Annotated in this window: 24 protein-coding genes and 3 pseudogenes; 17 read left to right on the top strand and 10 right to left on the bottom strand. The window is 63.7% G+C overall.

The window, feature by feature from the left end:
- Positions 1-198: 198 nt before the first annotated feature.
- The 8 genes from topA to rpmG all read left to right on the top strand — a co-directional run bounded on the left by topA (position 199) and on the right by rpmG (position 9,170).
- Positions 199-2,949 (top strand): type I DNA topoisomerase, encoded by a 2,751-nt coding sequence (gene topA, locus ONR75_RS15125; protein WP_265083293.1) that lies wholly within the window; start codon positions 199-201, stop codon positions 2,947-2,949.
- Positions 2,950-2,951: 2 nt separating this feature from the next.
- On the top strand, positions 2,952-5,381 hold the full coding sequence (gene rnr / locus ONR75_RS15120) for a ribonuclease R (RefSeq protein ID WP_265083292.1): 2,430 nt from the start codon (positions 2,952-2,954) through the stop codon (positions 5,379-5,381).
- A complete protein-coding gene (locus ONR75_RS15115) occupies positions 5,381-5,800 on the top strand; it encodes a DUF983 domain-containing protein (RefSeq protein WP_265083291.1) in 420 nt (139 codons plus the stop codon). The genes rnr and ONR75_RS15115 overlap by 1 nt, the downstream gene beginning before the upstream one ends.
- Positions 5,801-5,849: 49 nt before the next feature.
- Complete coding sequence (locus ONR75_RS15110) at positions 5,850-6,584, top strand: NUDIX hydrolase (protein WP_265083290.1); 735 nt, start codon at positions 5,850-5,852, stop codon at positions 6,582-6,584.
- A 161-nt stretch (positions 6,585-6,745) separates the two neighbouring features.
- Complete coding sequence (locus ONR75_RS15105) at positions 6,746-6,886, top strand: hypothetical protein (protein ID WP_265083289.1); 141 nt, start codon at positions 6,746-6,748, stop codon at positions 6,884-6,886.
- A 269-nt stretch (positions 6,887-7,155) separates the two neighbouring features.
- Positions 7,156-7,377: a hypothetical protein gene (locus tag ONR75_RS15100; protein WP_265083288.1), complete on the top strand. Its 222-nt coding sequence runs from the start codon at positions 7,156-7,158 to the stop codon at positions 7,375-7,377.
- Between the two features lie 171 nt (positions 7,378-7,548).
- Positions 7,549-8,877, top strand: coding sequence for an LLM class flavin-dependent oxidoreductase (locus tag ONR75_RS15095; RefSeq protein WP_265083287.1), 1,329 nt, complete (start codon positions 7,549-7,551; stop codon positions 8,875-8,877).
- 125 nt (positions 8,878-9,002) lie between these two features.
- Positions 9,003-9,170, top strand: a complete 168-nt coding sequence (gene rpmG, locus ONR75_RS15090) for a 50S ribosomal protein L33 (protein ID WP_265083286.1) — start codon at positions 9,003-9,005, stop codon at positions 9,168-9,170.
- 198 nt (positions 9,171-9,368) lie between these two features.
- Here rpmG and ONR75_RS15085 read toward each other — a convergent pair whose 3' ends face one another.
- Entirely contained in the window at positions 9,369-10,742 is a 1,374-nt protein-coding gene (locus ONR75_RS15085; RefSeq protein ID WP_265083285.1) for a PleD family two-component system response regulator, read from the bottom strand.
- An 11-nt stretch (positions 10,743-10,753) separates the two neighbouring features.
- Positions 10,754-11,119, bottom strand: a complete 366-nt coding sequence (locus ONR75_RS15080) for a response regulator (protein WP_265083284.1) — start codon at positions 11,117-11,119, stop codon at positions 10,754-10,756.
- 261 nt (positions 11,120-11,380) lie between these two features.
- Here ONR75_RS15080 and ONR75_RS15075 point away from each other — a divergent pair.
- Positions 11,381-11,637, top strand: a pseudogene (locus ONR75_RS15075) (DUF3572 domain-containing protein).
- A gap of 6 nt (positions 11,638-11,643) precedes the next feature.
- A complete protein-coding gene (locus tag ONR75_RS15070; RefSeq protein WP_265083283.1) occupies positions 11,644-12,939 on the top strand; it encodes a DNA polymerase IV in 1,296 nt (431 codons plus the stop codon).
- Positions 12,940-13,149: 210 nt separating this feature from the next.
- Here ONR75_RS15070 and ONR75_RS15065 read toward each other — a convergent pair whose 3' ends face one another.
- Positions 13,150-14,028: a cell envelope integrity EipB family protein gene (locus ONR75_RS15065; protein WP_265083282.1), complete on the bottom strand. Its 879-nt coding sequence runs from the start codon at positions 14,026-14,028 to the stop codon at positions 13,150-13,152.
- A 200-nt stretch (positions 14,029-14,228) separates the two neighbouring features.
- On the opposite strand from ONR75_RS15065, the gene ONR75_RS15060 reads away from it, so the two are divergent.
- The 4 genes and pseudogenes from ONR75_RS15060 to ONR75_RS15045 all read left to right on the top strand — a co-directional run bounded on the left by ONR75_RS15060 (position 14,229) and on the right by ONR75_RS15045 (position 17,305).
- Positions 14,229-14,696, top strand: coding sequence for a RidA family protein (locus ONR75_RS15060; RefSeq protein WP_265083281.1), 468 nt, complete (start codon positions 14,229-14,231; stop codon positions 14,694-14,696).
- A gap of 11 nt (positions 14,697-14,707) precedes the next feature.
- Positions 14,708-15,460, top strand: a complete 753-nt coding sequence (locus tag ONR75_RS15055; RefSeq protein WP_265083280.1) for a glycerophosphodiester phosphodiesterase — start codon at positions 14,708-14,710, stop codon at positions 15,458-15,460.
- Positions 15,461-15,542: 82 nt separating this feature from the next.
- Positions 15,543-16,807, top strand: a pseudogene (locus ONR75_RS15050) (GNAT family N-acetyltransferase).
- 69 nt (positions 16,808-16,876) lie between these two features.
- Positions 16,877-17,305, top strand: coding sequence for an HIT family protein (locus ONR75_RS15045; protein WP_265083279.1), 429 nt, complete (start codon positions 16,877-16,879; stop codon positions 17,303-17,305).
- Positions 17,306-17,486: 181 nt separating this feature from the next.
- Here the strand turns inward: ONR75_RS15045 and tsaA are convergent, their stop codons facing one another.
- The 4 genes from tsaA to ONR75_RS15025 all read right to left on the bottom strand — a co-directional run bounded on the left by tsaA (position 17,487) and on the right by ONR75_RS15025 (position 20,146).
- Positions 17,487-17,978 (bottom strand): tRNA (N6-threonylcarbamoyladenosine(37)-N6)-methyltransferase TrmO, encoded by a 492-nt coding sequence (gene tsaA, locus ONR75_RS15040; protein WP_265083278.1) that lies wholly within the window; start codon positions 17,976-17,978, stop codon positions 17,487-17,489.
- Positions 17,979-17,990: 12 nt separating this feature from the next.
- On the bottom strand, positions 17,991-18,977 hold the full coding sequence (locus tag ONR75_RS15035) for a Bug family tripartite tricarboxylate transporter substrate binding protein (RefSeq protein WP_265083277.1): 987 nt from the start codon (positions 18,975-18,977) through the stop codon (positions 17,991-17,993).
- Positions 18,978-19,070: 93 nt separating this feature from the next.
- A complete protein-coding gene (locus ONR75_RS15030; RefSeq protein ID WP_265083276.1) occupies positions 19,071-19,415 on the bottom strand; it encodes an AzlD domain-containing protein in 345 nt (114 codons plus the stop codon).
- On the bottom strand, positions 19,412-20,146 hold the full coding sequence (locus tag ONR75_RS15025) for an AzlC family ABC transporter permease (protein ID WP_265083275.1): 735 nt from the start codon (positions 20,144-20,146) through the stop codon (positions 19,412-19,414). Before ONR75_RS15025 ends, ONR75_RS15030 begins: the two co-directional genes overlap by 4 nt.
- Before the next feature lie 152 nt (positions 20,147-20,298).
- On the opposite strand from ONR75_RS15025, the gene ONR75_RS15020 reads away from it, so the two are divergent.
- Positions 20,299-20,658, top strand: a complete 360-nt coding sequence (locus ONR75_RS15020) for a PilZ domain-containing protein (protein ID WP_265083274.1) — start codon at positions 20,299-20,301, stop codon at positions 20,656-20,658.
- A gap of 4 nt (positions 20,659-20,662) precedes the next feature.
- On the opposite strand, the gene ONR75_RS15015 is transcribed toward ONR75_RS15020, so the two are convergent.
- Entirely contained in the window at positions 20,663-21,652 is a 990-nt protein-coding gene (locus ONR75_RS15015) for a lytic transglycosylase domain-containing protein (RefSeq protein ID WP_265083670.1), read from the bottom strand.
- Positions 21,653-21,819: 167 nt separating this feature from the next.
- On the opposite strand from ONR75_RS15015, the gene ONR75_RS15010 reads away from it, so the two are divergent.
- Complete coding sequence (locus tag ONR75_RS15010) at positions 21,820-22,704, top strand: glycine/sarcosine/betaine reductase selenoprotein B family protein (RefSeq protein WP_265083273.1); 885 nt, start codon at positions 21,820-21,822, stop codon at positions 22,702-22,704.
- A gap of 271 nt (positions 22,705-22,975) precedes the next feature.
- Positions 22,976-23,332 carry a PilZ domain-containing protein gene (locus tag ONR75_RS15005; RefSeq protein WP_265083272.1) on the top strand — a complete coding sequence of 119 codons (357 nt, stop codon included), beginning with the start codon at positions 22,976-22,978 and terminating at the stop codon, positions 23,330-23,332.
- Positions 23,333-23,446: 114 nt separating this feature from the next.
- Here the strand turns inward: ONR75_RS15005 and clpA are convergent.
- Positions 23,447-25,869, bottom strand: a pseudogene (gene clpA, locus ONR75_RS15000) (ATP-dependent Clp protease ATP-binding subunit ClpA).
- Positions 25,870-26,108: 239 nt separating this feature from the next.
- Positions 26,109-26,441: an ATP-dependent Clp protease adapter ClpS gene (gene clpS / locus ONR75_RS14995; protein WP_265083271.1), complete on the bottom strand. Its 333-nt coding sequence runs from the start codon at positions 26,439-26,441 to the stop codon at positions 26,109-26,111.
- Positions 26,442-26,777 lie beyond the last annotated feature (336 nt).

Genomic DNA, 26,777 nt, shown 5'->3' with positions numbered 1-26,777 from the left:
TGGGTCAAGTTTCGGCGCCACAATGCAACCAACGCGCGCAATTTACAACCATAAGTAAATGCGGCCTTGTGTTTTCCCTGTGCCATCAACACTTGACGATTTGACACGGGCATCCTCTAGACCCATGTTCGCCGCGAAACGGCCGACGCGACTCTCGCGGAACCGGCCCGAATTTCCCCTATAAGCTATTGGAATGACATGAATATCGTCATTGTCGAGTCGCCTTCCAAGGCCAAGACGATCAACAAGTACCTCGGCTCCGACTACGAGGTGCTGGCTTCGTTCGGCCATGTGCGCGACCTTCCTGCCAAGAACGGATCGGTCGATCCCGACGCTAACTTCCAGATGATCTGGGAGATCGACCCGAAGGCGGCAAGCCGGCTTAACGATATCGCCCGGGCACTCAAGGGCGCCGACAAGCTAATCCTCGCAACCGACCCTGATCGCGAAGGTGAAGCGATCTCCTGGCACGTGCTCGAGGTGCTCAAGGAAAAGCGCGCGCTCAAGGACCACAAGATCGAACGCGTCGTGTTCAACGCCATCACCAAGCAGGCGGTGACCGAGGCGATGAAGAACCCGCGCCAGATCGACGGCGCGCTGGTCGACGCCTATATGGCGCGCCGCGCGCTCGACTATCTGGTCGGCTTTACCCTGTCCCCGGTGTTGTGGCGCAAACTGCCCGGCGCCCGTTCGGCGGGCCGTGTGCAGTCGGTGGCGCTGCGCCTTGTGTGCGACCGCGAACTGGAAATCGAAAAATTCGTGCCGCGCGAATACTGGTCGCTGCTGACGACGCTGTCGACGCCGCGCGGTGAAAGTTTTGAGGCCCGCCTGGTTGGCGCCGACGGCAGGAAGCTGCAGCGCCTCGACATCGGCACCGGCGCGGAAGCCGAGGACTTCAAGCAGGCCATCGAAGCCGCGAAGTTCGAAGTCACCACCGTCGAGGCAAAACCGGCACGCCGCAATCCGCAGGCCCCCTTCACCACCTCGACGCTGCAGCAGGAGGCCAGCCGCAAGCTCGGCTTCGCGCCGGCGATCACCATGCGCATCGCGCAGCGTCTCTATGAAGGCATCGACATCGGCGGCGAAACCACCGGTCTCATTACGTATATGCGAACCGACGGCGTGCAGATCGACAGTTCCGCGATCGTGCAGGCCCGTGCCGTGATCGGCGAGGACTACGGCAAGCAGTACGTGCCGGAAGCTCCGCGGCAGTATGTGGCCAAGGCCAAGAACGCCCAGGAAGCCCATGAAGCGATCCGCCCGACCGACATGTCGCGACGGCCGGACAGCCTGAAGGGGCGGCTCGATAACGACCAGTACCGCCTCTATGACCTGATCTGGATGCGCACCATCGCCAGCCAGATGGAATCCGCCGAGATGGAGCGCACCACCGTGGACATCACGGCCAAGGCCGGCGCCCGCGTGCTGGAACTGCGCGCCACCGGCCAGGTGATGAAGTTCGACGGCTTCCTCGCGGTCTACCAGGAAGGCCGCGACGACGATTCCGAGGACGAGGACAGCCGCCGCCTGCCCGCCATGAGCGAAGGCGAGCCGCTGAAGAAGGAAAAGCTCGACGTCGCTCAGCACTTCACCGAACCGCCGCCGCGCTTTTCGGAAGCATCATTGGTGAAGCGCATGGAAGAGCTCGGCATCGGCCGGCCCTCGACCTATGCCTCGATCCTGCAGGTGCTGAAGGACCGCGGCTATGTGAAGCTGGAAAAGAAGCGCCTGCACGGCGAGGACAAGGGCCGCGTCGTCGTCGCGTTCCTGGAAAATTTCTTCGCCCGCTATGTGGAGTATGACTTCACCGCGGCGCTGGAAGAGCAGCTCGACAAGATCTCTAACAACGAGATCTCCTGGCAGCAGGTGCTCAGGGATTTCTGGGGCGACTTCATCGGCGCCGTCAACGAGATCAAGGACCTGCGCGTGACGCAGGTGCTCGATGCGCTTGACGACATGCTCGGCCCGCACATCTATGCGCCGCGCGAGGATGGTGGCGACCCCCGCCAGTGCCCGACCTGCGGCACCGGCAAGCTCAATCTGAAGGCCGGCAAGTTCGGCGCCTTCGTCGGCTGCACCAACTATCCGGAATGCCGCTACACAAGGCCGCTCGCTGCCGATAGCGAAGCCAGCGCTGACCGCATCCTCGGCAAGGACCCGAAAACCGACCTCGACGTCACCGTCAAGGCCGGCCGTTTCGGCCCCTATATCCAGCTCGGCGACGCCAAGGACTATGGCGAAGGCGAAAAACCGAAGCGCGCGGGCATCCCGAAGAACACCTCGCCCAGCGATATCGAACTCGATATCGCTTTGAAGCTGTTGTCGCTGCCGCGCGAAATCGGCAAGCATCCGGAGAGCGGCGAGCCGATCACCGCGGGGCTCGGTCGTTTCGGTCCGTTCGTCAAGCACGAGAAGACCTATGCCAGCCTCGAGGCCGGCGATGAGGTGTTCGACATCGGCCTCAACCGCGCCGTGACCCTGATCGCCGAAAAGATCCTGAAGGGCCCGAGCGGCCGGCGCTTCGGCGCCGACCCCGGCAAGGCGCTCGGCGAGCATCCGCAGCGCGGCGGCACCATCACGGTGAAGAACGGCCGCTACGGCGCTTATGTCAGCGTCGACGGCATCAATGCCACGCTGCCCAGCGACAAGACGCCGGAGACCATCACGCTCGAGGAAGCCATCGCGCTGATCGAGGAGCGCGCCGCCAAGGGCGGCGGCAAGCCGAAGCGTGGCGCCAAGAAGAAAGCGCCAGCGAAGAAGGCTGCGGCCAAGGCCGATACCGCCGATAAGAAACCGGCCAAGAAAGCCGTCGCGAAAAAGGCGGCAGCGAAGCCCAAGGCCGAAGGTGCCGCGGCCAGCAAGGCGCGCGCGCCAGTCAAAGCCAAAACCACGCCGGCCAAGAAGGCCGCCAAAACTGTCGCGAAGAAGAGCGCGGGCAAGAACGGATAATTGTGAGTAAAAAGCGCGACACCGGCTTTCCGACCCAGGATGCGATCATTGCGTTCGTGCGCACTCATCCCGGCAAGATCGGCACCCGCGAAATCGCCCGCGAGTTCGGCCTGAAGAACGCCGACCGCATCGAGCTGAAACGCATCCTGCGTGAGCTCGCCGACGCCGGCACCATCGCCAAGCGCGGCAAGACCATCGCCGAACCGCTGGCGCTGCCGCCGACCCTGATCGTCGATGTCACCGGTCGCGACAGCGATGGCGAGCTGATCGCCACGCCCGCTGAATGGGACGAAGTCGCCAGTGGCCCGGCGCCCAAGATCCGCATCCACGTGCCGCGCCGCCCTGCTGCCGGCACCGCCGCCGGTGTCGGCGACCGTGCGCTTCTGCGCATCGAGAAACTGGAAAGCGAAGGCGACACCGCCTCCTATCTCGGCCGCGTTACCAAGGTGCTGGACCAGTCACGGCCCCGCCTGCTCGGCATATTCAGAAAATTGCCGGATGGCGGCGGACGGCTGATCCCGGTCGACAAGAAGCAGGCCGGCCGCGGCGAACTCAATATTTCGAAGGCCGACAGCGGCGGCGCCGAGGACGGCGACCTGGTCAGCGTCGATCTGGTGCGCACGCGCGGCTATGGCCTCGCCTCCGGCAAGGTGAAGGAGCGGCTCGGCTCATTGGCTACCGAGAAGGCCGTCAGCCTGATCGCCATCCACTCCCACGAAATTCCGCAGGCATTCTCGCCTGAAGCGCTGCGCGAAGCCGAGGCCGCCAAACAGGCGACGCTGGCTGGCCGCGAGGACTGGCGCGACGTGCCGCTGGTCACCATCGATCCGCCGGATGCCAAGGACCACGACGACGCGGTCTATGCCGAGCCGGATCCGGATCCCGCCAACAAGGGCGGCATGGTGGTCATCGTCGCCATCGCCGACGTCGCTTTCTATGTGCGCCCGGGATCGGCGCTCGACCACGACGCGCTGATCCGCGGCAATTCGGTGTATTTTCCGGATCGCGTGGTGCCGATGCTGCCCGAGCGCATCTCCAACAACCTCTGTTCGCTGGTACCAGGCGAAGCCCGCGGCGCGCTCGCGGTGCGCATGGTGATCGGCCCCGATGGCCGCAAGCGCTCGCACAGCTTCCACCGTATCCTGATGCGCTCCGCGGCGAAGCTGAACTACGCGCAGGCGCAGGCCGCCATCGACGGCCGGCCGGATGATACCACCGGGCCGATCCTCGAGCCGATCCTGAAGCCGCTCTATGCCGCCTATGATCTCGTCAAGCTGGCGCGCGATGAGCGCGATCCGCTCGATCTCGACATCCCCGAACGCAAGATCCTGCTGAAGGCCGACGGCACCGTCGATCGCGTGATCGTGCCGCAGCGCCTCGACGCCCACAAGCTGATCGAAGAGTTCATGATCCTGGCCAACGTCGCGGCGGCCGAGATGCTTGAAAAGAAGGCGCTGCCGCTTATCTATCGGGTGCACGATGAACCGACTCTCGAGAAGGTTCACAACCTGCAGGAATTCCTGAAGACCCTCGACATGCCGTTCGCCAAGAGTGGCGCGCTGCGTCCGTCGCTGTTCAACAGCGTGCTGGCCAAGGTCAAGGGACACGATTCCGAACCGCTGGTGAATGAAGTGGTGTTGCGCTCGCAAGCCCAGGCTGAATACTCCTCCGAAAATTACGGGCACTTCGGCCTGAACCTGCGGCGCTACGCTCATTTCACTTCTCCTATCAGGCGATACGCGGATCTGATCGTTCATCGTGCGCTGATCCGTGGGCTAGGCCTCGGCGAAGGCGCCCTGCCCGATACCGAGACCGTGGAGACGCTGGCCGAAGTCGCCGCGCAGATCTCCGTCACCGAGCGCCGCGCCATGAAGGCCGAACGCGAAACCGCGGACCGGCTGATCGCGCATTTCCTCGCCGATCGCATCGGCGCCACGTTCCAGGGCCGCATCTCAGGCGTTACCCGGGCCGGCCTGTTCGTAAAGCTTGCAGATACCGGTGCCGACGGGCTGATCCCGATCCGTACGCTGGGCACCGAATACTTCAACTACGACGAAGCGCGACACGCGCTGGTCGGGACGCGCAGTGGCGCCATGCATACGCTCGGCGACGTGGTCGATGTGCGCCTGGTCGAAGCGGCGCCGGTGGCCGGCGCACTGCGCTTTGAACTTTTATCGGAAGGTCACGTTGAACGCAGAAGCCAGCGGCGCGAGGCGCGCGGCGATCGGTCTGCCGGCATCGGCCGGAACACGGGCGGCAGGTCCGCCAAGGGGGTCTCGAAGGGACCTTCGACAAAACCGGCCAAGCCACCGAAAAAGATCAAGCTTGGACGAAATGCCCGATTGAAGGCCAAGGCTGCGCAGGGCAACACGACGAACAGCAACGCCGGTGCATCGACAGCCGGCAAACCGAAAAAGCGGAAGGGCAAGTGATGACCGTTACGGAAACCAAGGTCTGGACCCCCGATGCCGTGGTCCCCGAGAAGCGCAATGTCTGGACGGCGATGAAGCGCGGCCTGCGCGGTCGCTGCCCGAATTGCGGCGAAGGCAAGCTGTTTCGTGCCTTCCTCAAGGTCGACGATCACTGTTCGAAGTGCGGACAGGATTTCACCCATCATCGCGCCGACGATCTGCCGGCCTATCTGGTGATCGTCATCGTCGGCCACGTGCTGGTGCCGGTGATTCTGTGGATCGAAACCGATTACGCGCCGGCGATCTGGCTGCAACTCGCTATCTACCTGCCGTTCACGCTGATTGCTTCATTGCTGCTGCTGCAGCCGGTGAAGGGTGCAGTGGTCGGCCTGCAGTGGGCCTTCCGCATGCACGGATTTGGCGACGGCAATCCGGACTGATACGCTGCCCCTCCGCGATCAAGAACAACAAGAAATTTCGGAGGATGGAATGAGCGAGGTCCAGGTCGGCAAGGAAGCGGATCACCATCCGTACAAGCGTCCGCGTGATGCCGCGACGCTGATGCTGGTGGACCGCTCCGGGCCGATCCCGAAAGTGCTGGTTGGCAAACGCCATGCAAACGTGGTGTTCATGCCCGGCAAGTTTGTGTTTCCCGGCGGCCGGGTCGATCCCACCGACAACAGGATCCCGATCGCCGCGCCGCTGCCGCCCGAACTTGAAGCCAATCTCGCCAAGGGCAGTCCGAAGACGCCGCCATCGCGGGCCAGGTCGCTCGCTGTCGCGGCAATTCGCGAGGCCTGCGAGGAGACCGGCCTCTGCCTCGGCCGCAAGACCGACGGCGTCGTGCCGAAACTGAGCGGCGGCTGGGAAGCGTTCAGCGATGCCGGCCTGCTTCCCGATCCCTCCGGTCTGTTCCTGATCGCCCGCGCCATTACTCCGCCCGGCCGCATCAAGCGTTTTGATACCAGGTTCTTTACCGCCGACGCATCGGCCATCGCGCATCGCATCGACGGCGTGGTCCATGCGGATGCCGAACTGGTCGAGCTGGTGTGGGTCGAACTCGGATCGGAGCACCTGGCCGACGCCCACGCCATGACCAAGAACGTGCTCAACCAGTTGCAGAAGCGCCTGGCCACCGGCCCGCTGCGCCATGACGCGCCGCTGCCGTTTTTCCACTGGTACGGCGGCAAGATGCAGCTCGACATACTGCCGGGCGAAGGCTGATTTCCGGGCATCGAAGCGACCGGTTTTCGAGTGATTAACCACTATTTTCATGGGATGGCCGGGAGCCACATACCGGCCCCCGCAGCGCTTGATCTCACCTTCAGGTTGCGATTGGATGCGCCCGGACCGGGCGTTTGCATTGTTCCAGCCGGAGAACGAACATGCGCGGCGTTGTGATCTTTGCAATCATGTTTGCCATCACGGGTGTCATCGATGCCGTGTACTTCAAGGGGCGCTACTTGAAGGATGCCGAAACGGCAATCACCGGGCTTGCATCGCTCGCGACCAAGATCGGCCATTGAACGCGCACTTGTCCCGGTGAAGTCGGCTGTGGACATCCGGCCGGTACTTAGCTCAAATTCAAATTTAATGAGCGACAGAATCCACGGGGCCGCTGAACATCGCGCGCCGCCGTTGCTCCATTGATGCGACGACGAGGTGCTACTCAACAAGTAGCCCGGCGACCTCTGACAAAATCAGCCCCAGTTTGGAAGCATTCTTAAAAACTCTCTAATGCAATCCGGCAAGGAAACCGCTAGCACTTGGATCTCCTGACGCGAGGAGTTCAGACGTGGGACAGTTGCACCGGATCGAAGAGGCCGAGCTTTCGACCTTCACTTCTGTATCGTTGCAATACCGTCAAACTGCAGCGGCGCTTGGCGTGCGGGCACATATGGAAGATGACCCGGTGAAAGTCCGCGCCATGCTTGATCTGGCTTTGGCCTGGATTCAACTCGCGGAGAACGAAGAGCTGATGGCGAGCGAATACCGCGCTGGCGACAACGAGTTCTGACGCTCGTCGCTGCGCCGAATTCGAATGGGCCACGACGCCGGCGGTCGGGGACAGCGGCGGGCAATTCTCACCTTCGACGCACGTAAATCGCAATAATCTTCTCGGTCCCCGGGGGTACCATCAGGCCGCGCTGTGCCTATCTCTGGCCGGTCATCACATGGGGATCTGGCAATGGCGAAGCGTCAGTTGCGGCTCGGGGCGTTCATGCGGCCGGTCAGCATTCACACCGGAGCCTGGCGTTATCCCGGCGCTCTCCCCGACGCCAACTTCAATTTTCCCGCTCTGAAGCAGATGATCCGGAAACTGGAGGCCGGCAAGTTCGACGCCTTCTTCATGGCCGACCATCTCGCCGTGCTCAACATGCCGATCGAGGCGTTGAAGCGCAGCCACACCGTGACATCGTTCGAGCCGTTCACCCTGCTGTCGGCGCTCGCCGCGGTCACCGACCATATCGGGCTGGTGGCCACCGGCTCCACCACCTTCGACGAGCCGTATCACGTCGCCCGCCGTTTCGCCTCACTCGACCACGTCTCCGGCGGCCGTGCCGGCTGGAACATCGTCACCACCTCAAATCCCGATGCGGCGCTGAATTTCGGCCTCGACGATCACATGGAGCATGCCGAGCGCTACAAACGCGCCCGCGAATTCTACGACGTGGTCACCGGCCTGTGGGATTCCTTCGCCGACGACGCCTTTCCGCGCGACGTCGAGAGCGGCATCTACATGAATCCCGACAAGATGCATGTGCTGGATCACAAGGGGAAATACTTCAAGGTGCGCGGACCGCTGAACATCGCCCGTCCCGTCCAGGGCTGGCCGGTGATCGTGCAGGCCGGCGCTTCGGACGACGGCAGGCAACTGGCAGCGGAAACAGCCGAAGCGGTGTTCACCGGCGGCGGTGCGATCGGCGATGCGCAAAAGCTCTATGCCGACATCAAGGGCCGTATGGACAGACTTGGCCGGAACCGCGACCATCTGAAGATCCTGCCCGGCGCCTTCGTGGTGGTCGGCGACAGCGTCGAGGAGGCCCGTGAGAAGCGCGCCCTGCTCGACAGCAAGGTGCACTACGCCAACGCCATCGCTTCGCTGTCGATCAGCCTTGGCACCGACGCCTCCGGCTTCGATCCCGATGGGCCGCTGCCCGACAATATTCCGGAGACCAACGCCAGCAAGAGCGGACGCCAGCGCGTGATAGATCTCGCTGCGCGGGAAAACCTGACGGTCCGCCAGCTCGCGCAGCGGCTCGGCGGCTACGGCGGTTCGGCCTTTGTCGGCACGCCCACGACCATTGCCGACCAGGTGCAGGAATGGCTGGAGACCGAAGCCTCGGACGGCTTCAACATCATGTTCCCCTATCTGCCCGAAGGCCTCAACGACTTCGTCGACAAGGTCATCCCGGAACTGCAACGCCGCGGTATTTTCCGCACCGAGTACGAGGGAACCACCCTGCGGGAGAATCTGGGCCTGCCACGCCCCGAAAACCGCTTCTTTCCGGGCTAAAGGGCCGGATTCGGGCGGTTATTGCGACTGGAAAACCTTGACTTTGGGGCGTTCGAGGCTAGTTTGCGCCCCAACGCGGCCAGTGCTCTGGCTGTCACCGATTCCTGACATTCAGAGGTTTTGCCATGGCCAAAGCGGTCACCATCAAGGTTAAGCTCGTTTCCACCGCGGATACCGGCTTCTATTACGTCGCCAAGAAGAATTCTCGCACCATGACCGACAAGATGGTCAAGAAGAAGTATGACCCGGTGGCGCGCAAGCACGTCGAGTTCAAGGAATCCAAGATCAAGTAAGCGCTGTCTCTTCAGCTGCTGACGGATTGAACGGGACCCGAAAGGGTCCCGTTTTTTTGTTGTGCTGAAATGGACGCGTCGTCACCTTCAGGTGCGAGCCTTCGCGAGATCCGAAGGGCGACAGCGCGGGGCATCATCCTTCGAGGCTCGCCGAAGACGGCGAGCACATCAGGATGGCGGCGGAGATCGCAGAGCCGCTTACGCCGCCGCCGCAACCACGCGATTGCGGCCATCGTGCTTGGCACGGTACAGCGCCACGTCGGCGCGCTTGAGGACGTCGGCGATCGGCTCGCCCTTCTTTTCAAGCGTCGACAGGCCGATCGAGATGGTGACGTCGATCCGCTTGCTGCCCTTGTCGATGGAGAACGGCTCGCCGGCGATGGCACGGCGCAGCCGCTCCGCCACCATGCCGGCCACATGCTGGTCGGTCTCCGGCATCACGATGACGAACTCCTCGCCGCCGTAGCGACAAGCGAGATCGATGCCGCGGATCGACTTGCGGATACGCACCGCGAACTCGCGCAGCACGTCGTCGCCGGCATCGTGGCCGTGGTTGTCGTTGATCGATTTGAAGAAGTCGATATCGAGCATCATCAGTGCCAGCGGCTTGCCGCGCGTCGCGGCCTGCTCTGCCAGCGTCTCCAGATGGCTTTCCATGTAGCGGCGATTGTGCAGCCCGGTGAGGCCATCGGTGATGGCCATCTCGATGGAATTCTGCATGTTGTCGCGCAGGTGATCGGTGTAGCGGCGACGGCGGATCTGCGTGCGCACCCGCGCCAGCAATTCGTTCTTGTCCACCGGGCGCATCAGGTAGTCGTTGACGCCGATTTCCAGACCGCGCAACAGCCGGGCATTGTTGTCGGCGTCGGCGATCGCCAGGATCGGCACCTGCCTGGTGCGCTCCAGCGAGCGCGCCTGGCTGCACAGCCGAAGCCCGTCGAAATTTTCAAGGCTGAGCGAGACGATCAGCAGATCGTAGTTGCCATCGGCCGCATGGAAGAGCGCCTCGGCGGGGTTCGGCTCGACATCGACGGTATGCTCGGCCGAAAGCACCGGCGCCAGCCGCTCATAGGATGACGGCCGGTCGTCCACCAGCAGGATGCGGCCGCCCTTGCCGAGATCGGACACGGCGCTACGCTCGGGCGCCTGCACGCCGATTTCCAGCGAGGTGATGGCGCGCATGCGTAGTTCGTCAGTCATCATCTTCAGCCGGGTCAGCGACCGAACGCGCGCGATCAGCACCACGTCGGACACCGGCTTGGTGAGGAAATCATCGGCGCCGGCCTCGAGGCCGCGCACGCGATCGGCCGGGCTGTCGAGCGCCGTCACCATGACCACCGGAATGAAGTGCGTTGCCGGATTCGACTTCAGCCGGCGGCAGACCTCGAAGCCATCCATGTCGGGCATCATGACGTCGAGCAGAATGATATCGCATTCGGCGCGCGAGCAGATTTCCAGCGCCTGCGCGCCGTTCGATGCGGTGACCACATCGAAATACTCAGCCGAAAGCCGCGCTTCCAGCAATTTGACATTGGCGGGAATATCGTCGACGACCAGGATACGCGCGGACATCGAAAATCTCCCTACCCGATAAAACGTCGAACGGTTTCTATAAATTTGCCGACTGAAATTGGCTTGGACAGGTAGGCCTCGCACCCGCCCTCGCGAATGCGCTCCTCATCACCCTTCATAGCGAAAGCGGTGACGGCGACCACCGGAATCGCACGCAGTTCGGGATCGTCCTTGATCCAGCGTGTCACTTCCAGGCCGGAGACCTGCGGCAGCTGAATATCCATCAGGATCAGGTCAGGATGCAGCTTGCGCACAAGGTCGAGCGCTTCGAAGCCGTTGCTGGTGCCGGCGGTGTTATAGCCGTGGGCCTCCAGCAGATCGCGAAAGAGCTTCATATTGAGCTCGTTGTCCTCCACGATCAGGACGGTTTTGGCCATCCCATCCTCCAATCCCGAACGTCAACGTTCAATGACCGCCAGGCGAAGTGCGATCGCCGCGCAGCCAGACGTTTCCAAAGCGAATCCAGATGTCCGTCAGATCTGCTCCGGCCCACCCGACCAGAGCGCCTTTGTCACCTGTGCTATCTTCCACATCATGGAATCGCTCCGGTGACTTCGGCATGTTGCTTCAAAATAGAGACTATAAGTTACGGAAAGGCAAACGCAGGCGATGAAAAAACCCGTCATAACCCGAAGGAAGTGGCTGAAATCGTTGCAATTCAGGCCCTTTCCTTTGTCGCCGGCGAGCCCGAGCGACTGGGCTTATTTCTGTCCGAGACGGAATCGGGCCGGAGACGCTGCGGTCCGCTGCTACCGATCCTCAGTTCCTGGTCAGCGTACTGGACTTCGTGCTGCGCGATGACGAGACGGTGAAGGCGTTTGCCGCCGCCTCCGACCTCCACCCGACGACGATTGCGGCGGCGCGGCAGGCGCTGGGCGAGATCCGACACACGTGACGCACCGTGACCGACCGCCCGCCAGAGCCGAGCGGACCGCGCTGCTTCTGCCGGGATTGCCTTGCTGACCAAAATGCCGGCGCGACGCGCTGCAGCGCCTGCGGCTCGCCGCGGCTGCTGCGTCACCGCGCCCTGCCCGCGCTGACCATGGCGCATATCGATTGCGACGCGTTCTACGCCACCGTGGAAAAGCGCGACAATCCGGACCTCGCCGACCGGCCGGTGATCATCGGCGGCGGCAAGCGCGGTGTGGTGTCGGCGGCCTGCTACATCGCCCGCACCTATGGCGTGCGTTCCGCCATGCCGATGTTCAAGGCGCTGGAACTCTGCCCCTCGGCCGCGGTGGTGCGGCCTGACATGGCCAAATATGTCCGCGTCGGCCGCGAGGTGCGCCGTGCCATGCAGGCGTTGACGCCGCTGGTGGAACCGCTGTCCATCGACGAGGCGTTCCTCGACCTCGCCGGCACCCAGGGCCTCCACGGCATGATCCCGGCAAAGGTGCTGGCGCGGTTTGCCGGCCAGGTCGAACGCGACGTCGGCATCACCGTGTCGGTCGGCCTGTCGGTGAACAAGTTCCTGGCCAAGATCGCCTCCGACCTCGACAAGCCCCGCGGTTTCGCGGCCATCGATCAGGCCGATGCCTGCGCCATGCTGACCGAGCGCCCGGTGGGCTTCATCTATGGCGTGGGACCGGCGACTGCTGAACGGCTGTCGCGGCGCGGCTTTCGCAAGATCGGCGACCTGCAGCGCGCCGACGAGGTCGAGTTGATGAAACAGTTCGGCGGCGAAGGCCGCCGGCTGTGGCGGCTGGCGCGCGGCATCGACGACCGCAAGGTGGTGCCGGACCGTGGCGCCAAGACCATCTCCAACGAGACCACCTTCAACGACGATATCCGCGACTTCGCGGCGCTCGAGAAGATCCTGTGGCGACTGTCAGAGAAGGTGTCGTCGCGACTGAAGAGCGGCGAACTCGCCGGCACGACGATCACGCTGAAACTGAAGACCGCCGACTTTCGCCAGCGCACGAGGTCGCAGTCGATCCATGCTCCGACGCAACTGGCGGCCAAGATCTTCGCGATCTCGCGCGAGATGCTGGCCAAGGAAATCGACGGCACCGCGTTCCGCCTGATCGGCACCGGCGTCAGCGCGCTGGTGCCGGGGTCGCAGGCCGGCGACACCGACATGATCGACCGCCGCTCCGCCGATGCCGAGCGGGCCATGGATGACCTGCGCAGGAAATTCGGCAACGCCGCGGTAATTCGCGGCATCGCCTATGACGGTCCTGAGAAGGCGAACGAGTAGCGGCGCCAAACGGCCTAGGCTCTTGCCCCGGACGCGATGCAATACCGAGTATAGCTTCGCAGATCCGGGGCCCATCTCATAGAAGCTGGCGTTCGTAGGGTGGGAAAAGGCGCTGTTGCGCCGTGCCCAGCATCACGCGCGGTAAGTAGACATGGTGGGCACGCATCGCGGCGCTGCGGGCGCCGATGCTTTGCCCACCCTACACCTACTTCACTTGCAAGGCTTGGAGTCCTTGACGTTGAACTTGCCCATGGTGCCGGAAATCACGAAATCATTGTAGTCCAGCACCAGCGAGCGCGACACGCCGTTCTCGTACAGTTCGAATGACATGGCATAGACCGGCGACTGTTCGCCGCTGCTGGGCTTGGCCGACTCGTCGTAATAGCTGACCGTCACCGGCCAGCGCGTCAGCGACTTCATCGCCTCGCTGGATGTCGCCGGGTCCGGCTCCTTGGCGGCGCGATCGCCGGGGATCGCCTGGCCGATCACGGTGAGCGTGTTGTAGACCTTCTCGCCGGTGTCGGAGCCGTCATAGACCTTGAGCTCGAGCACCGACTTGCCGTCGCGCGCGGCGGCGATGATGCGATGGATCTGCTCGGTGGGAAACACGGTGGCGCCATCGAGGTTGAACGTCTTCGTCACCGGCTGCTTCAGTTTCACGGTGATATGATCGCCACTGCGCTCGGCGATGCCATCGACCGCGCTGGGATCGCCGTCGTTCATCCGGGTGTCGATCTTGAACCGATAGCTCTTGCCTTCGCCGTCTTCCCAGCTGGTGGAGCGCAGGTCGCTGAGCGTGTTCTTGCCCTCGCCGCTCTCCAGCTCCGACACCTGGCGGAAATCCGAGGTGTAGCCTTCGCAGGCGCTGCCGGAGAAATTGTACAGGATGCGTCCGCGAGCGCTGTTGATCGCCGCGCTGCCGCGAGATTTCAGCAGGTTGAGTTCATACAGCGCCTGATGCGACAGGAACGGAGCATTGGCAGCGGCATGAGACGCGCGGATGCCAAGACCCGGCACGCTCGCAAGCACCACGGTTGCGAGCGCCAGCGAACCGAGGCGAAGGCGCGAGAGGGAGGATGGGCGGCGCATCATGTGTCCTCGAAGCAATGATTTGAACAATAAAGAGCGTCGCATTGCGCCGCAACTGGGGCTGATTGCCCGGAAAAGCAAAAATGGCTGTCGAAACGCCATATTTTCTGGTGCATGTCTGACTGCGATCAGCGAAACAGGTTGCGCCGGAACGTCTTGGCTTCAACCATTCGGCATTTACATCAATATCGGGGACGACAATGGCAGGAACGGTCGAGCAGAAACTTGCAGATCTGGGAATCACCTTGCATGAGCCGGTGAGCCCGGTGGCGAACTATGTCGGCTTCGTGCGCACCGGCAATTTGCTGTTCGTGTCCGGCCAGGTCTGCGTCAATCCGGAGGGCAAGCTGATTGCCAAGGGCAAGCTCGGCGCCGGCGTCACCGTCGAACAGGGCAGCGCCGCCGCGCGCGGTTGCGCCATCAACCTGCTGGCCCAGATCAAGGCGGCGCTTGGCGATCTCGACAAGGTCGTTCGCGTGGTCCGGCTCGGCGGCTTCGTCAATTCGGCGCCGGATTTTACCGACGGACCGAAGGTGCTGAACGGTGCCTCCGATCTGATGGTCGCGGCGTTCGGCGACAAGGGCCGCCACGCCCGCACCACAGTCGGCGTTGCCTCCTTGCCTGCCGATGCGGCGGTCGAGGTCGAAGGCGTGTTCGAAGTCGCCTGACGGAAACCCCCATGCGTGCACCCGACTGGTTGACCGCCCGCCCCGTGGCGCATCGCGGCCTGCACGACCGCGCCCACGGCGTGATCGAGAACATGCCCGCTGCGATTCGCGCCGCCATCGCGGGCAACTTCAGCATCGAGGTCGATCTGCAGCTCACCAGCGACGGCGAAGCGATGGTGCACCATGACGACATGCTCGGCCGCCTCACCGACGGCACCGGCGCGTTGCGTGACAAGACTGCCGCCGAGCTGCGACAGATCTGCTTCAAGGACACCGACGAGCGGATGATGTCGCTGAGCGATCTCTGCGCCATGGTCGGCGGTCGCGTGGCGCTGGTGCTCGAAGTGAAAAGTCACTTTGACGGCGACCGTAAACTCGTTGGGCGGGTTGCAGAAATCCTGAAATCCTATCGCGGCCCGGTGGCCGGCATGTCGTTCGACCCCGACCAGGTGCTGGCGCTGCGCCAGCAGATTCCGGACCTGGTGCGCGGCATCACCGCGCAGCGCAGCTATGACGACGGCGAGTGGAGCAAGCTCTCGGCGGCACAGCGTGCCGACATGCTTCATCTTCGCCACGCCTTCCGGACCCGACCGCATTTCGTCGCCTACTGGGTCAACCAGTTGCCGGCCCCGGAGCCGTGGATCGCCCGCCACGTCTTCGGTTGTGCCTTGCTCGCCTGGACCGTGCGCACCCCGGAGCAGCGCGCCGCCGCGACTGCCTATGCCGACCAGATGATCTTCGAGGGTTTTGTGCCTGGCGCCTGACCCTTGAAGTCATCAGCGCGATGCACAATGTTAGGGACGGTCACCGCGACGGCTGATCGCAACTGACCGGTTCAAGTGATTGATGACGTCATCGGACATAACCCTCGAAGCCCTGTCCTCCATCAGCCAGATCGCGGCTTCCGACTGGGACGCCTGCGCGACTTCGGGCAGCGACGTCGGCAATCTCCGCACGCTTGATACGCTGGCCTCCGCCGCCCCCGGCGGGCATCACTGCATTACCTCCGCTTCGACCTACAACCCATTCATTTCTCATGCTTTCTTGCTCGCATTGGAGAAGTCGAATTCGGCCTGCATCCGCACCGGCTGGGCCCCCGCCACCTCGTCGCCAAACGCGGCGACGCGGTGATCGGCGTCGTGCCGGTCTATTTGAAATCCCATTCGCAGGGCGAGTACGTATTCGACCGCGGCTGGGCCGACGCCTATGAGCGCGCCGGCGGGCAGTATTATCCGAAGCTGCAGGCCTCGGTTCCCTTCACCCCGGCGACCGGACCGCGGCTGCTGATCCGCGATCCCCTCGATGTGGCACAGGTCGGGGCGGTTCTGGCCAACGGGCTGGTCGCGCTGTGCGGCGCCACCCATGCGTCATCTGTGCACGTCACCTTCGCGCGCGAGAACGAATGGAAGTTCCTGGCCGACAACGGTTTCCTGCAGCGGACCGACCAGCAGTTCCACTTCCACAACAACGGCTACGCCGGCTTCGACGATTTCCTCGCCACATTGAACTCACGTCATCGCAAGGCGATCAAGCGCGAGCGCCGCGATGCGCTTGCCAACGGCATCACCGTCCACGCACTGACCGGCGACGACATCACCGAGGATGCCTGGGACGCCTTCTTCGCCTTCTACATGGAAACCGGCTCGCGCAAGTGGGGCCGCCCGTACCTTACCCGCGCGTTCTATTCGCTGATCGGTGAAACCATGAGCCGTGACGTGGCACTGATCATGGCCAAGCGCGAGGGCCGCTGGATCGCCGGCGCCATCAACTTCATCGGCTCGGACACCCTGTTCGGGCGACACTGGGGCGCCGTCGAGCATCATCCGTTCCTGCATTTCGAGGTCTGCTATTATCAGGCGATCGATTTTGCCATCCGCCGCGGCCTCAAGACGGTGGAGGCCGGCGCCCAGGGCGAGCACAAGATCGCCCGCGGGTATCTGCCGCAGACCACCTACTCCGCCCATTACATCGTCGACCCCGGTTTCCGCCGTGCCGTCGCCGATTATCTCAAGCACGAGCGCGCCCACGTCGCCGCCGCGGTGCGCGAACTGACCGAGGCCGGCCCGTTCCGCAAGGGCGACATCGAGCGCACCGACGAAGAGCCGGCCTGAATTCTTCAGCCCGACTTGACCCGTCCCGTCGCGGCTGTGAAGAGTTCGAACAATGCTTCAGGAGGAACCATGACCGCCTACGATCCCAACAACATCTTCGCAAAAATCCTGCGCGGCGAGTTTCCCTGCTACAAGGTCTATGAGAACGACCATGTGCTGGCCTTCCTCGACATCATGCCGCGCTCGCCCGGCCACACGCTGGTGATCCCCAAGGCGCCTGCGCGCAATATTTTCGATATTTCGGCTGACGACTATGCCCACGTGGTCCGCGGCGCCCACAGGATCGCCGCCGCCGCGAAAAAGGCGTTCAAGGCCGACGGCATGACCATCGCCCAATATTCCGAGGCCGCCGGCGGCCAGGTGGTTTTCCACCTGCACATGCATGTGATGCCGCGCCACGACAATGTCGGCCTGCTGCCGCCCGCCTCGCGCAAGGAAGATCCAAAAGTGCTGGAAGACAACGCCACGGCCTTGATCGCGGCGCTGGAGAGCTTGTAAGCGAAAACGCCGGCTTTGCCGTCACCTCCACCGAAACCCAATTGCGTTTCGGTGGAGGTGCGCGCCTTGGGCGCCTCGAAAGGCGACGGCACCACGAGCGAAAGCGTTTCACCATGCATACTTCGAGGCTCGCCGAAATCGGCAAGCGCCTCAGGATGACGTTTGCGATTGTGGCGCGGTCTCACTCCGTCTGGACATCGCCGGGCTGCGGCGGCGCCAGCGGCGTGAATTCGCAACGATCGGGTTTGAGATCGAGCAAGGGCGTCTCGTCGAGACAATCCAGGCCGCGCACCAGCACCGTCGATCCCTCGATGCCGACCAGTTTCACCATCGACGTTCCCAACGGATTGGGCCGCACCGGCGAGCGCAAGGAGAATGTGCCGCGGGCACTACCGTCGTTCTTGGGGCTCTGCAACACCAGGTCGCGGCGCGACAAATGCAGCCAGTAGATCACTTCGAGATGCTTGTAGAGGTTCAGCCCCTGCAGCGCCGGCACCCAGGGCTCGAAGATCTCCAGCCGGCACACCGGCCCGTCATGGCGGCCCTGACGCGGCGTTTCCAGCCGCGATGTCCAGGGCGTGCGGATGCGTCCGATATAGACCAGCCCGGCGTGGTTCGGCTTCGGCGCATCGACCGCGGCTTCGCCAACCCTGACTTCACTCTCGCGAACCATCGGTCCCCCGTCTCAATCCAGCGAGATATTCTGCGCCTTGATCACCTTCGACCATCGCGCGCGGTCCTCGTCAACGAATTCCGCAATCTGCGCAGGCGTCCTCGGACGCAGCACCGGGAAGCCAATCTTCTCCAGCGCGGCGCGAAATGCCGGATCTTCCAGGGCGCGGTTGAGGCTGCCGCTGACCTTGCCGGAGATGTCGTCCGGCAGCCTGGCCTGCGCGGCGACGCCGAACCAGACACCGACGACATAGTCCGGATAGCCGCTTTCGGCCACCGTCGGCACGTCCGGAAGGTCGGGGCTGCGCTGCGCCGACGATACGCCGAGCGGTCGTAGCATGCCGGACTTCACCGGCGGGAGCGCCGTGGACAAGGTGTCGAACATCACCTGGATGTTGCCCGCCAACAGGTCGGTCAGCGCCGGACCTGCGCCCTTGTAGGGTATATGGGTCATCTCGACGCCGGTAATTTGCTTGAACATTTCGCCGGCGAGATGGATCGTGCCGCCGGTGCCAGCCGAGCCGAAATTCAGCTTGCCGGGATTGGCCTTGGCGTAGGCCACGAACTCCTTGACCGTCGTCGCCGGCACCGACGGATGCACCTCCATCACGACAGGGAGATCGGTGACGATGGCCAGCATCTTGAGATCCTTCTGTGGATCATATGGTAGCTTTTTGTAAAGCAGCGGGTTGAGCACCATGATGGATGCCGCCGTAACGAACAGCGTGTAGCCATCTGGCTCGGCGCGCGCCACCGTCTCCGCGGCAATGGCGCCCTGGGCACCCGGCTTGTTCTCAACGATCACGCTCTGCTTCAAGTCCCGGCCGACATAGTCGGCGAGCAACCGGGCCAGGACATCGGTGGGGCCGCCCGCGGCGTAAGGCACCACCAGCTTGACGGGACGCGTCGGATAATCGGCTGCGCCGGCAAATGGTGCAGCGAAAACCATTGCCGCAATGGTCATGCAGGACATCAGGGCGAATCTGGCGCGTGGCTTCATATCGTTTCCCCAGCAAATCTTATTTTTGAATTGGCTGGACAGTATCTGACAGCGATCAGCACGCAAGACCGGCAGGGCGCGGCGAAACCGCCGTCAGCCGAGCCACCATTTGCCGGCCAGCATAACGATCTCGCCCCACAGCACGCCGACGAAAATCGATCGCCGCGCCAGCATGAACACGACGAGCCCGACCGCCACCGCGCCGTAGCGCAACGGCGCGGGAATGCTGGCCAGTGCGCCGGGCGGCAGCACCAGGATCTGCGCGATCACGCCGGCGAGGATCGCGGTGGCCACCGCCCTCACCCACACCAGCAGTTCGGATTCCTCGTCAATGCCGCCGCCGAGCCAGAGGCCAAGCATGCGCCAGCTCTCGTTCGGCAGAAAGCCCGCCAGCAGCAGCACCAACAAGGCGTGCCAGTCGCCGATGAAGTCGCTCACCGCCGCCTCCACCGGTGCACGCCATAGGCGATGGTGCCGGCCGATATCCCACTGATCAGAATATCGACGCCGGTGTGCAGCAACGACACCAGCGGAAACAGCGCAAGGCCCAACACCAGCGCAACGACATCGGCAAGTTGCCGGCAGTTGCGCGCCGTGGACAGCAGGAACGCCAGCGGCGTCAGCAGCAGGATCGCCGCGCCGAACAGCGGCGGCAGATTGGCCGCGAGGTGATAGCCGATCACGGTCGCGGTCAGCGAGGTCGAGACCAGGCCGACACCGAGACCGTTGGTGAAGGCGATGCGTCGTTCGCGCGGCACCTGCGGCAGCAGCCGGAAGCACTCCACCCACAGCGTCACGGCGATGAAATGGGTCGGCAGGATCAACTGCCGTCGCCTGGTGGCCGGCGTCCTCATCATCGGCAGCACCGCCACCACCATGGGAAACAGCCTGACGGCGCTGACGGTGACCGCCAACGCCGCCTGCAACGCGGTGGCACCGAGGCCGAGGGTCGAGATCAGGATGATCTGCGCCGGGCCGGCCCAGACGAACAACGTCGATGCCATCGCCCAGGCGAGGCTGAAATGGGTGTCATGGGCCAGCGCGCCGATGCCGATATAGGTGGCGAACAGCACCAAGGTGAGCACGGTGGTGGCGATCGAGCGAACGCCGAACGCGAAGGCGGCCGCCGTATCGTGCCATTTCGCAGAGTCGAGTGCCGGAAGTCCCACTGGAGCCTTTCTTGACGAGGTTTAACGCCATACGCAGCCAAAAACGGCTTCGGTCAAGCGGCGGATTTACCTTAACAAAGCGTTTATCCGAGCGGGCCTGTTCAGAGGCCCACCACCTCAGGTAGCGTCTGAACGGTAACAGAGGATGGAAAATGCTTGATCGACGGCAGCATGTTCGCGGGCGGGTCTATTACGGCGGTCGCATCGCCTTCAACGGACGCAGTTCCACGATGGATTGCATCGTTCGCAATTTCTCCGATGCGGGCGCCAGGGTTGAGTTCGCCAATCCGGTCATTCTCGCCGGCGAGGTGGACCTGACCATCGAGCGCAAGCGCCTCGCCTTTCTCGCCCGCATGGTATGGCGGCGCAGGAACGAGGTCGGCCTGGTTTTCCGCCAGCCACGGCCGGTGCGGGAGGCGATGTCGCTGGACTGGGCGTTGCGGCTGCGTGCCAGCGAGCGAGCCAACCGCGTGCTGCGGCAGCACATCGCGACGCTGCGCTCCGAATACTGAGCGCTCAGCCCTTCATGGTCGAATTGCGCAGCACCAGGCAGGCCTGTCCGGCGCGCCGGATGCGGCCACAGAGTTCGTCGGCGTCGCCGCGCGTGTCGGTGCCGATGCGGACCTGGTAGAATGTCCGCGTTCCCCGGCTGCGCAGCAGCGTGCCCAGCAGGTTGGGATCGCGATCGCCGATCACGGCGCTGAGGCGCTTCATCGCGCGCGCATACATCATCAGCGCGCGATCGCGATTGAAGCCGGCGGCGAGCTGCACGCCCCACGGCCTGTTCTCGCCGAGTGTCACGTGCAGTTCGAGCTGTGTGACGAACGGATTGGGCGCGCGCTGCAGCAGCGCCATCAACGCGCGACAGTCCGACGGCGACGCGCGCTCCGGCACCTTGCCGTTCCGTCCCGCGGCCTGCCAGTCTTCTACCGTCGCGCCGGTGATAGCGCTCACGTAATTGCGCGTCTCGCCCGGCATGGTGCCCTTGCCGTCCAGCCAGTCCTGCACCCGCCGCGGTCCGGCATTGTAGGCGGCGGCCGCAAGACCGAGATTGCCGAACTGGTCGCGCAGTTCCTCGAGGAACTCCGCCGATTTCGGCAGCGCCTGCACCGGATCGAACGGATCGAGAAGCCGCCGCTCGTTCGCCGTGCCCGGCATGAATTGCGCGATGCCCTGGGCGCGCTGGCCGCCGCGCGTCAGCGGCCCGACCGCGTCGGCCTGAAACCGGCTCTCCTGCCAGATCACCCGGGCGAAGAACTCCAGCGGCAGATCATGGGCCGATGCCGCGGATTCGATCATCAGGCACATCGTCTCCCTTGTGCTCGAATTCTTCGCGCCGTCTTCCACCTTCGCCGGTTCGGGGGCGGCGTCGGCTTTCTCCGGGGGAATTGCCGCCGGCTCGCCCGGGCTGGCGGCTTCGACGGCGGGCGCCGGAGCGGCATCCTCGGCATGTCCGCTACCGCATCCGGCCGGCTGCGCGGCCAGCAAGAGCAGAGTCCCGATGATGGCTGAGATTCTGCGTCATGCTCGGTCCGGCGGGCGCGTTCTTGACAGCGCGACCCCAGCAGCTAGCTATGGATGAAATGGGGCGTAAGCAGGAGTACTTGGGTTGACGACAACGCTCGATTCTGCAGTCCGGTTTCGCCGATGATGACGATGTCCCGATCCCCTATATGGCGCGCACCCGCGCCTATTATCAGGCAATCGGATACGACACGCCGTATCGCTGGGCGCATTATAATTCGGCGCCCTTTCAGCCGCTGAAGAAGCCGCTGGCGCAGGCGCGAGTCGCGATCGTCACCACCGCTGCCCCCTACGACCCCGCCAAAGGCGATCAGGGCCCTGGCGCGGCCTATAATGGCGGCGCGAAATTCTACCAGGTCTATGACGGCGCCACCTCTGACGACCACGACCACGACCACGACCTGCGCATCTCGCACATCGCCTATGACCGGGTGCACACCACAGCCGACGACAGCGGCACCTGGTTTCCCCTGCCCGCGCTCAGGCGCCTCGCCGCCGCCGGACGCATCGGCGAAGTCGCGCCGCGTTTCTTCGGCGCGCCGACCAACCGCAGCCACCGTGTCACCATCGACACCGATGCGCCGGAGATCCTGGCGCGCTGTCGCGCCGACGGCGTCGATGCCGTCGTGCTGGTGCCGAACTGCCCGGTCTGCCACCAGACCGTCAGCCTGGTGGCGCGGCATCTCGAAGCCAACGGCATCGCCACGGTGGTGATGGGCTGCGCCAAGGATATCGTCGAGCACGTTGCGGTGCCGCGCTTCCTGTTCAGCGACTTCCCGCTCGGCAATTCCGCCGGCAAGCCGCACGATCCGGAGTCGCAGGCCTTCACCCTGGAGCTGGCATTGCGCGTGCTGGAGTCCGCCCCCGGTCCCCGGACCACGGTGCAATCGCCGTTGCGCTGGCGCGTCGACGCCGAATGGAAACGCGACTACAACAATGTCGCGCTGCTCAGCGCCGACGAACTGGCGCGGCGGCGCGCCGAATTCGACGCGCAGAAACAGATCGCACGCGGATTGCGCGACAGCGCTGCATAACATCACCCCAACGGCGGCTTCGTACCTGCCTCCCCCTGTGGCCGCTCGCGGAAAATCCAGCGCCCCGGGCGCAGAGATTGATTGAATGCATCGACATGACGCGTTGATTCCCCCAGCGCAGACGACGGCTTGTGCCGTCTCGGGTTTGGCCAGCGCTGCGAAAGGTTTGGTTTACGTTAACACCGCTTCCCTGCGCCTGCCCCGCGCCGGCATCTTCCCCCGGTTCCGGAACAGGATAGTGTCTGCGACTTATCCGAACCGGGGATGGACCATGGATGAACGTCGCAAGGGCCAGCGGGACAAGGTGATCTTTGGCGGCATCGCCTCCAGCCCGGATGGCGTGACCAAGGACTGCGTGGTGCGCAATATTTCGGAGTACGGCGCCCGCGTCGAGTTCAGGAATGGCATCCGGCCGCCGCTGGACAGGATGGCGCTGACCATCGCGCGAAAAGGCAAATCCTTCGTCGCCAAGATCATCTGGCTGCGCGACAACATCGTGGGCGTCGCCTTTACCGACCCGCCGGTCGACGCTGCGCCGCACTCCGATCTCGAAGAGCGGTTGCGCAAGTCCGAGAAGAAGAAGCGCCAGCTGCAGCGGCGCATCAAGGAATTGCTCGGCGAAGGCTGACGCGGTCGTCATTGCGGGGTCGCTCGCAGCTGCGTTCTCGCACCCCGGAATGACCATCCAAAACAAAACGGCCGGCGATCTCTCGCCGGCCGTTTTCGTTTGATACTGCGGCGCTCAGGCCTTGACCAGCGGCCCCTTCGAAGCCGGGCCCTTCGACCCGCCGGACCCTGATGGGCCCGACTTCGGCTTGCGCGACGCGGTGCGCTTGCCCGGCAGCTTTTCCGGCTTCGGCGTCACCGGGCCCTCAAGATACTCGAAGCCGATGCGCTCCTGCTCGATGCCGAGCAGAGGCTCGTCCTTGACCAGCACCACACGCACGTGGCCGCCGCCCTTCAGCTTGCCGAACAGCAGTTCGTCGGCCAGCGGCTTCTTGATGTGCTCCTGGATCACGCGAGCCATCGGCCGCGCGCCCATCTGCTCGTCGTAGCCATGCTGCACCAGCCAGGCCTTGGCGGGCTCGGACAGTTCGATCGTCACGTCGCGATCGGCCAGCTGGGCCTCAAGCTGCAGCACGAACTTCTCCACCACCATGCCGATGACGTCGGCATTGAGATGCGCGAACGAGACGATGGCATCGAGGCGGTTGCGGAATTCCGGCGCGAACTGCCGGTTGATCGCCTCGTGGTCGTCGCCTTCCCGCTTGCTGCGCGTGAAGCCGAAGGCCTGACGCGCCAGATCGGCGGCGCCGGCATTGGTGGTCATGATCAGGATCACGTTGCGGAAGTTGACCTGCTTGCCATTGTGGTCGGTCAGCCGGCCGTGATCCATGATCTGCAGCAGCACGTTGTAGAGATCGGGATGCGCCTTCTCGATTTCGTCGAGCAGCACCACGCAATGCGGATGCTGGTCGACGCCGTCGGTCAACAAGCCGCCCTGATCGAAGCCGACATAGCCCGGAGGCGCGCCGATCAGCCGCGAGACGGTGTGCCGCTCCATATATTCCGACATGTCGAAGCGAGATCAGCTCGACGCCCAGTGAGGCCGCAAGCTGCTTGGCCACTTCGGTCTTGCCGACGCCGGTCGGTCCCGAGAACAGATAGGAGCCGATCGGCTTCTCCGGCTCGCGCAGGCCAGCACGCGCCAGCTTGATCGACGCCGACAGCGCCTCGATGGCCTTGTCCTGCCCGAAGACGACGCGCTTCAGAGTCGACTCGAGATGCTTCAGCACCTCGGCATCGTCCTTCGACACGCTCTTGGGCGGGATCCGCGCCATGGTCGCAATCGTAGTCTCGATTTCCTTGATGCCGATGGTCTTCTTGCGCTTGTTCTCGGCCACCAGCATCTGCGCTGCGCCGGATCTCGTCGATCACGTCGATCGCCTTGTCCGGCAGCTTGCGGTCGTGGATGTAACGCGACGACAGCTGCACCGCGGCCTCGATAGCCTCGTTGGTGTACTTCAGCTTGTGGTAGTCCTCGAAATACGGCTTGAGGCCCTTGAGGATGGCGATGGCGTCCTCGACCGTCGGTTCGTTGACGTCGATCTTCTGGAACCGGCGCACCAGAGCGCGGTCCTTCTCGAAGTGCTGGCGGTATTCCTTGTAGGTGGTCGAGCCCATGCAGCGGATCGTGCCCGAAGCCAAAGCCGGCTTGAGCAGATTCGAGGCATCCATCGCGCCGCCGGAGGTGGCGCCGGCACCGATCACTGTGTGGATTTCGTCGATGAACAGGATGGCGTTCGGGTGGGCTTCGAGCTCCTTGAGCACCTGCTTCAGGCGCTCCTCGAAGTCGCCGCGGTAGCGGGTGCCGGCCAGCAACGTGCCCATGTCGAGCGAGAACACGGTCGCCGCAGCCAAAACCTCCGGCACTTCGCTGTCGACGATGCGCTTGGCCAAACCTTCGGCAATCGCGGTCTTGCCGACGCCGGCTTCGCCCACGAACAGCGGATTGTTCTTCTGGCGCCGGCACAGCACCTGGATCGCGCGGTTGATCTCGGAGTTACGTCCGATCACCGGGTCGATCTTGCCGTCGCGCGCCTTCTTGTTGAGGTTGACGCAATAGGTGTCGAGCGCCTCGCCCTTCTTCTTGGACTCGTCGCCGCCCTTGTTGGTCTCAGTCTCCTCATCCACACCGCGCACCGGACGGGCTTCGGAAACGCCCGGCCGCTTGGCGATGCCGTGGCTGATGTAGTTGACCGCGTCGTAACGCGTCATGTCCTGCTCCTGCAGGAAATAGGCGGCGTGGCTTTCGCGCTCGGCAAAGATCGCGATCAGCACATTGGCGCCCGTCACTTCTTCGCGACCGGACGACTGGACGTGGATCACTGCGCGCTGGATCACGCGCTGGAAACCGGCCGTCGGCTTGGCATCGTCGGCGCCATCCGTCACCAGGTTTTCGAATTCGGTCTCGAGGTAATTCACCAGGCTGGTGCGCAGCTTGTCGAGATCGACGCTGCAGGCCCGCATCACCGCGGCGGCGTCGGAATCATCGACCAGCGAAAGCAGCAGATGCTCAAGCGTCGCATATTGGTGATGACGCTCATTCGCGATCGCAAGTGCGCGGTGGAGCGATTGTTCAAGGCTTTGAGAAAAAGTTGGCATTCCGCGTCCTCTTTGGCCCCCGCCATCATGATCGTCGTTGCTGCGTCAGGCAACAAGAACATTTCTCATATAGGTACGTATGATCGCGGCGGAAGATCGGGTTCCCGATGCTCGTTGTCTCTCCGAAGCCGACGCATGCCCCGCACCAGACATCCGCAAAGACGACTGGCCGACATACGCCGGAGCTCCGGCTCAAATGAATGCAAGACCCGTTCCTATTTCCGAGACTCGCAGCAAGGCTACTTCTTTTCCATCACGCATTGCAAAGGATGCTGGTGCTTGCGCGCGAAATCCATCACCTGGGTCACCTTGGTCTCGGCGATCTCGTAGGTGAAAATGCCGCACTCGCCGATCCCGTGGTGGTGAACGTGCAGCATGATCTGGGTCGCAGCCTCGACGTCCTTCTGGAAAAACTTCTCCAGCACGTGAACAACGAACTCCATCGGCGTGTAATCGTCGTTCAAGATCAGGACGCGGTAGAGATTCGGCTTCTTGGTCTTCGGCTTGACCTTGGTGATGACCGACGTGGTCGGCCCGCCCGGCGCGTTCGAACGACCCTCGTCGTCGGCCATCCCAACCGTACGGTGGTGACTTCCGCGCTCGAGGGTGGGCTGAGTAGCCGGCATCTGCACCGCGCGTGGCGTGAATCTGTAATCTGTCTGGAACATGGCGTCTGTATTCGAAGCCCCAAGGAATTGCACCGCCCCAGGAACGGCCTCGCGAGGACGCCATCCCGATCTGGGGTAAATTTGCCGGATCGCCGCTTCCGATCGGCGCCGTCCCATCGGCTGGACCGACGAAGTGAATATGGGTTCCGGGGCGCCGGACCGCAAGCGCACCGACATGGCTTGTACCCAGTTCCGCGCTGGAGCGGCGGTGCCGCGACAACCGCGCAAGGGTTAACCGAT

Source organism: Rhodopseudomonas sp. P2A-2r (assembly GCF_026015985.1).
In the GTDB taxonomy this organism is placed as follows: Bacteria; Pseudomonadota; Alphaproteobacteria; order Rhizobiales; family Xanthobacteraceae; genus Tardiphaga.
Note: the sequence above shows the minus strand (reverse complement) of the source record. Positions and strands in the feature narration are given on the sequence as shown.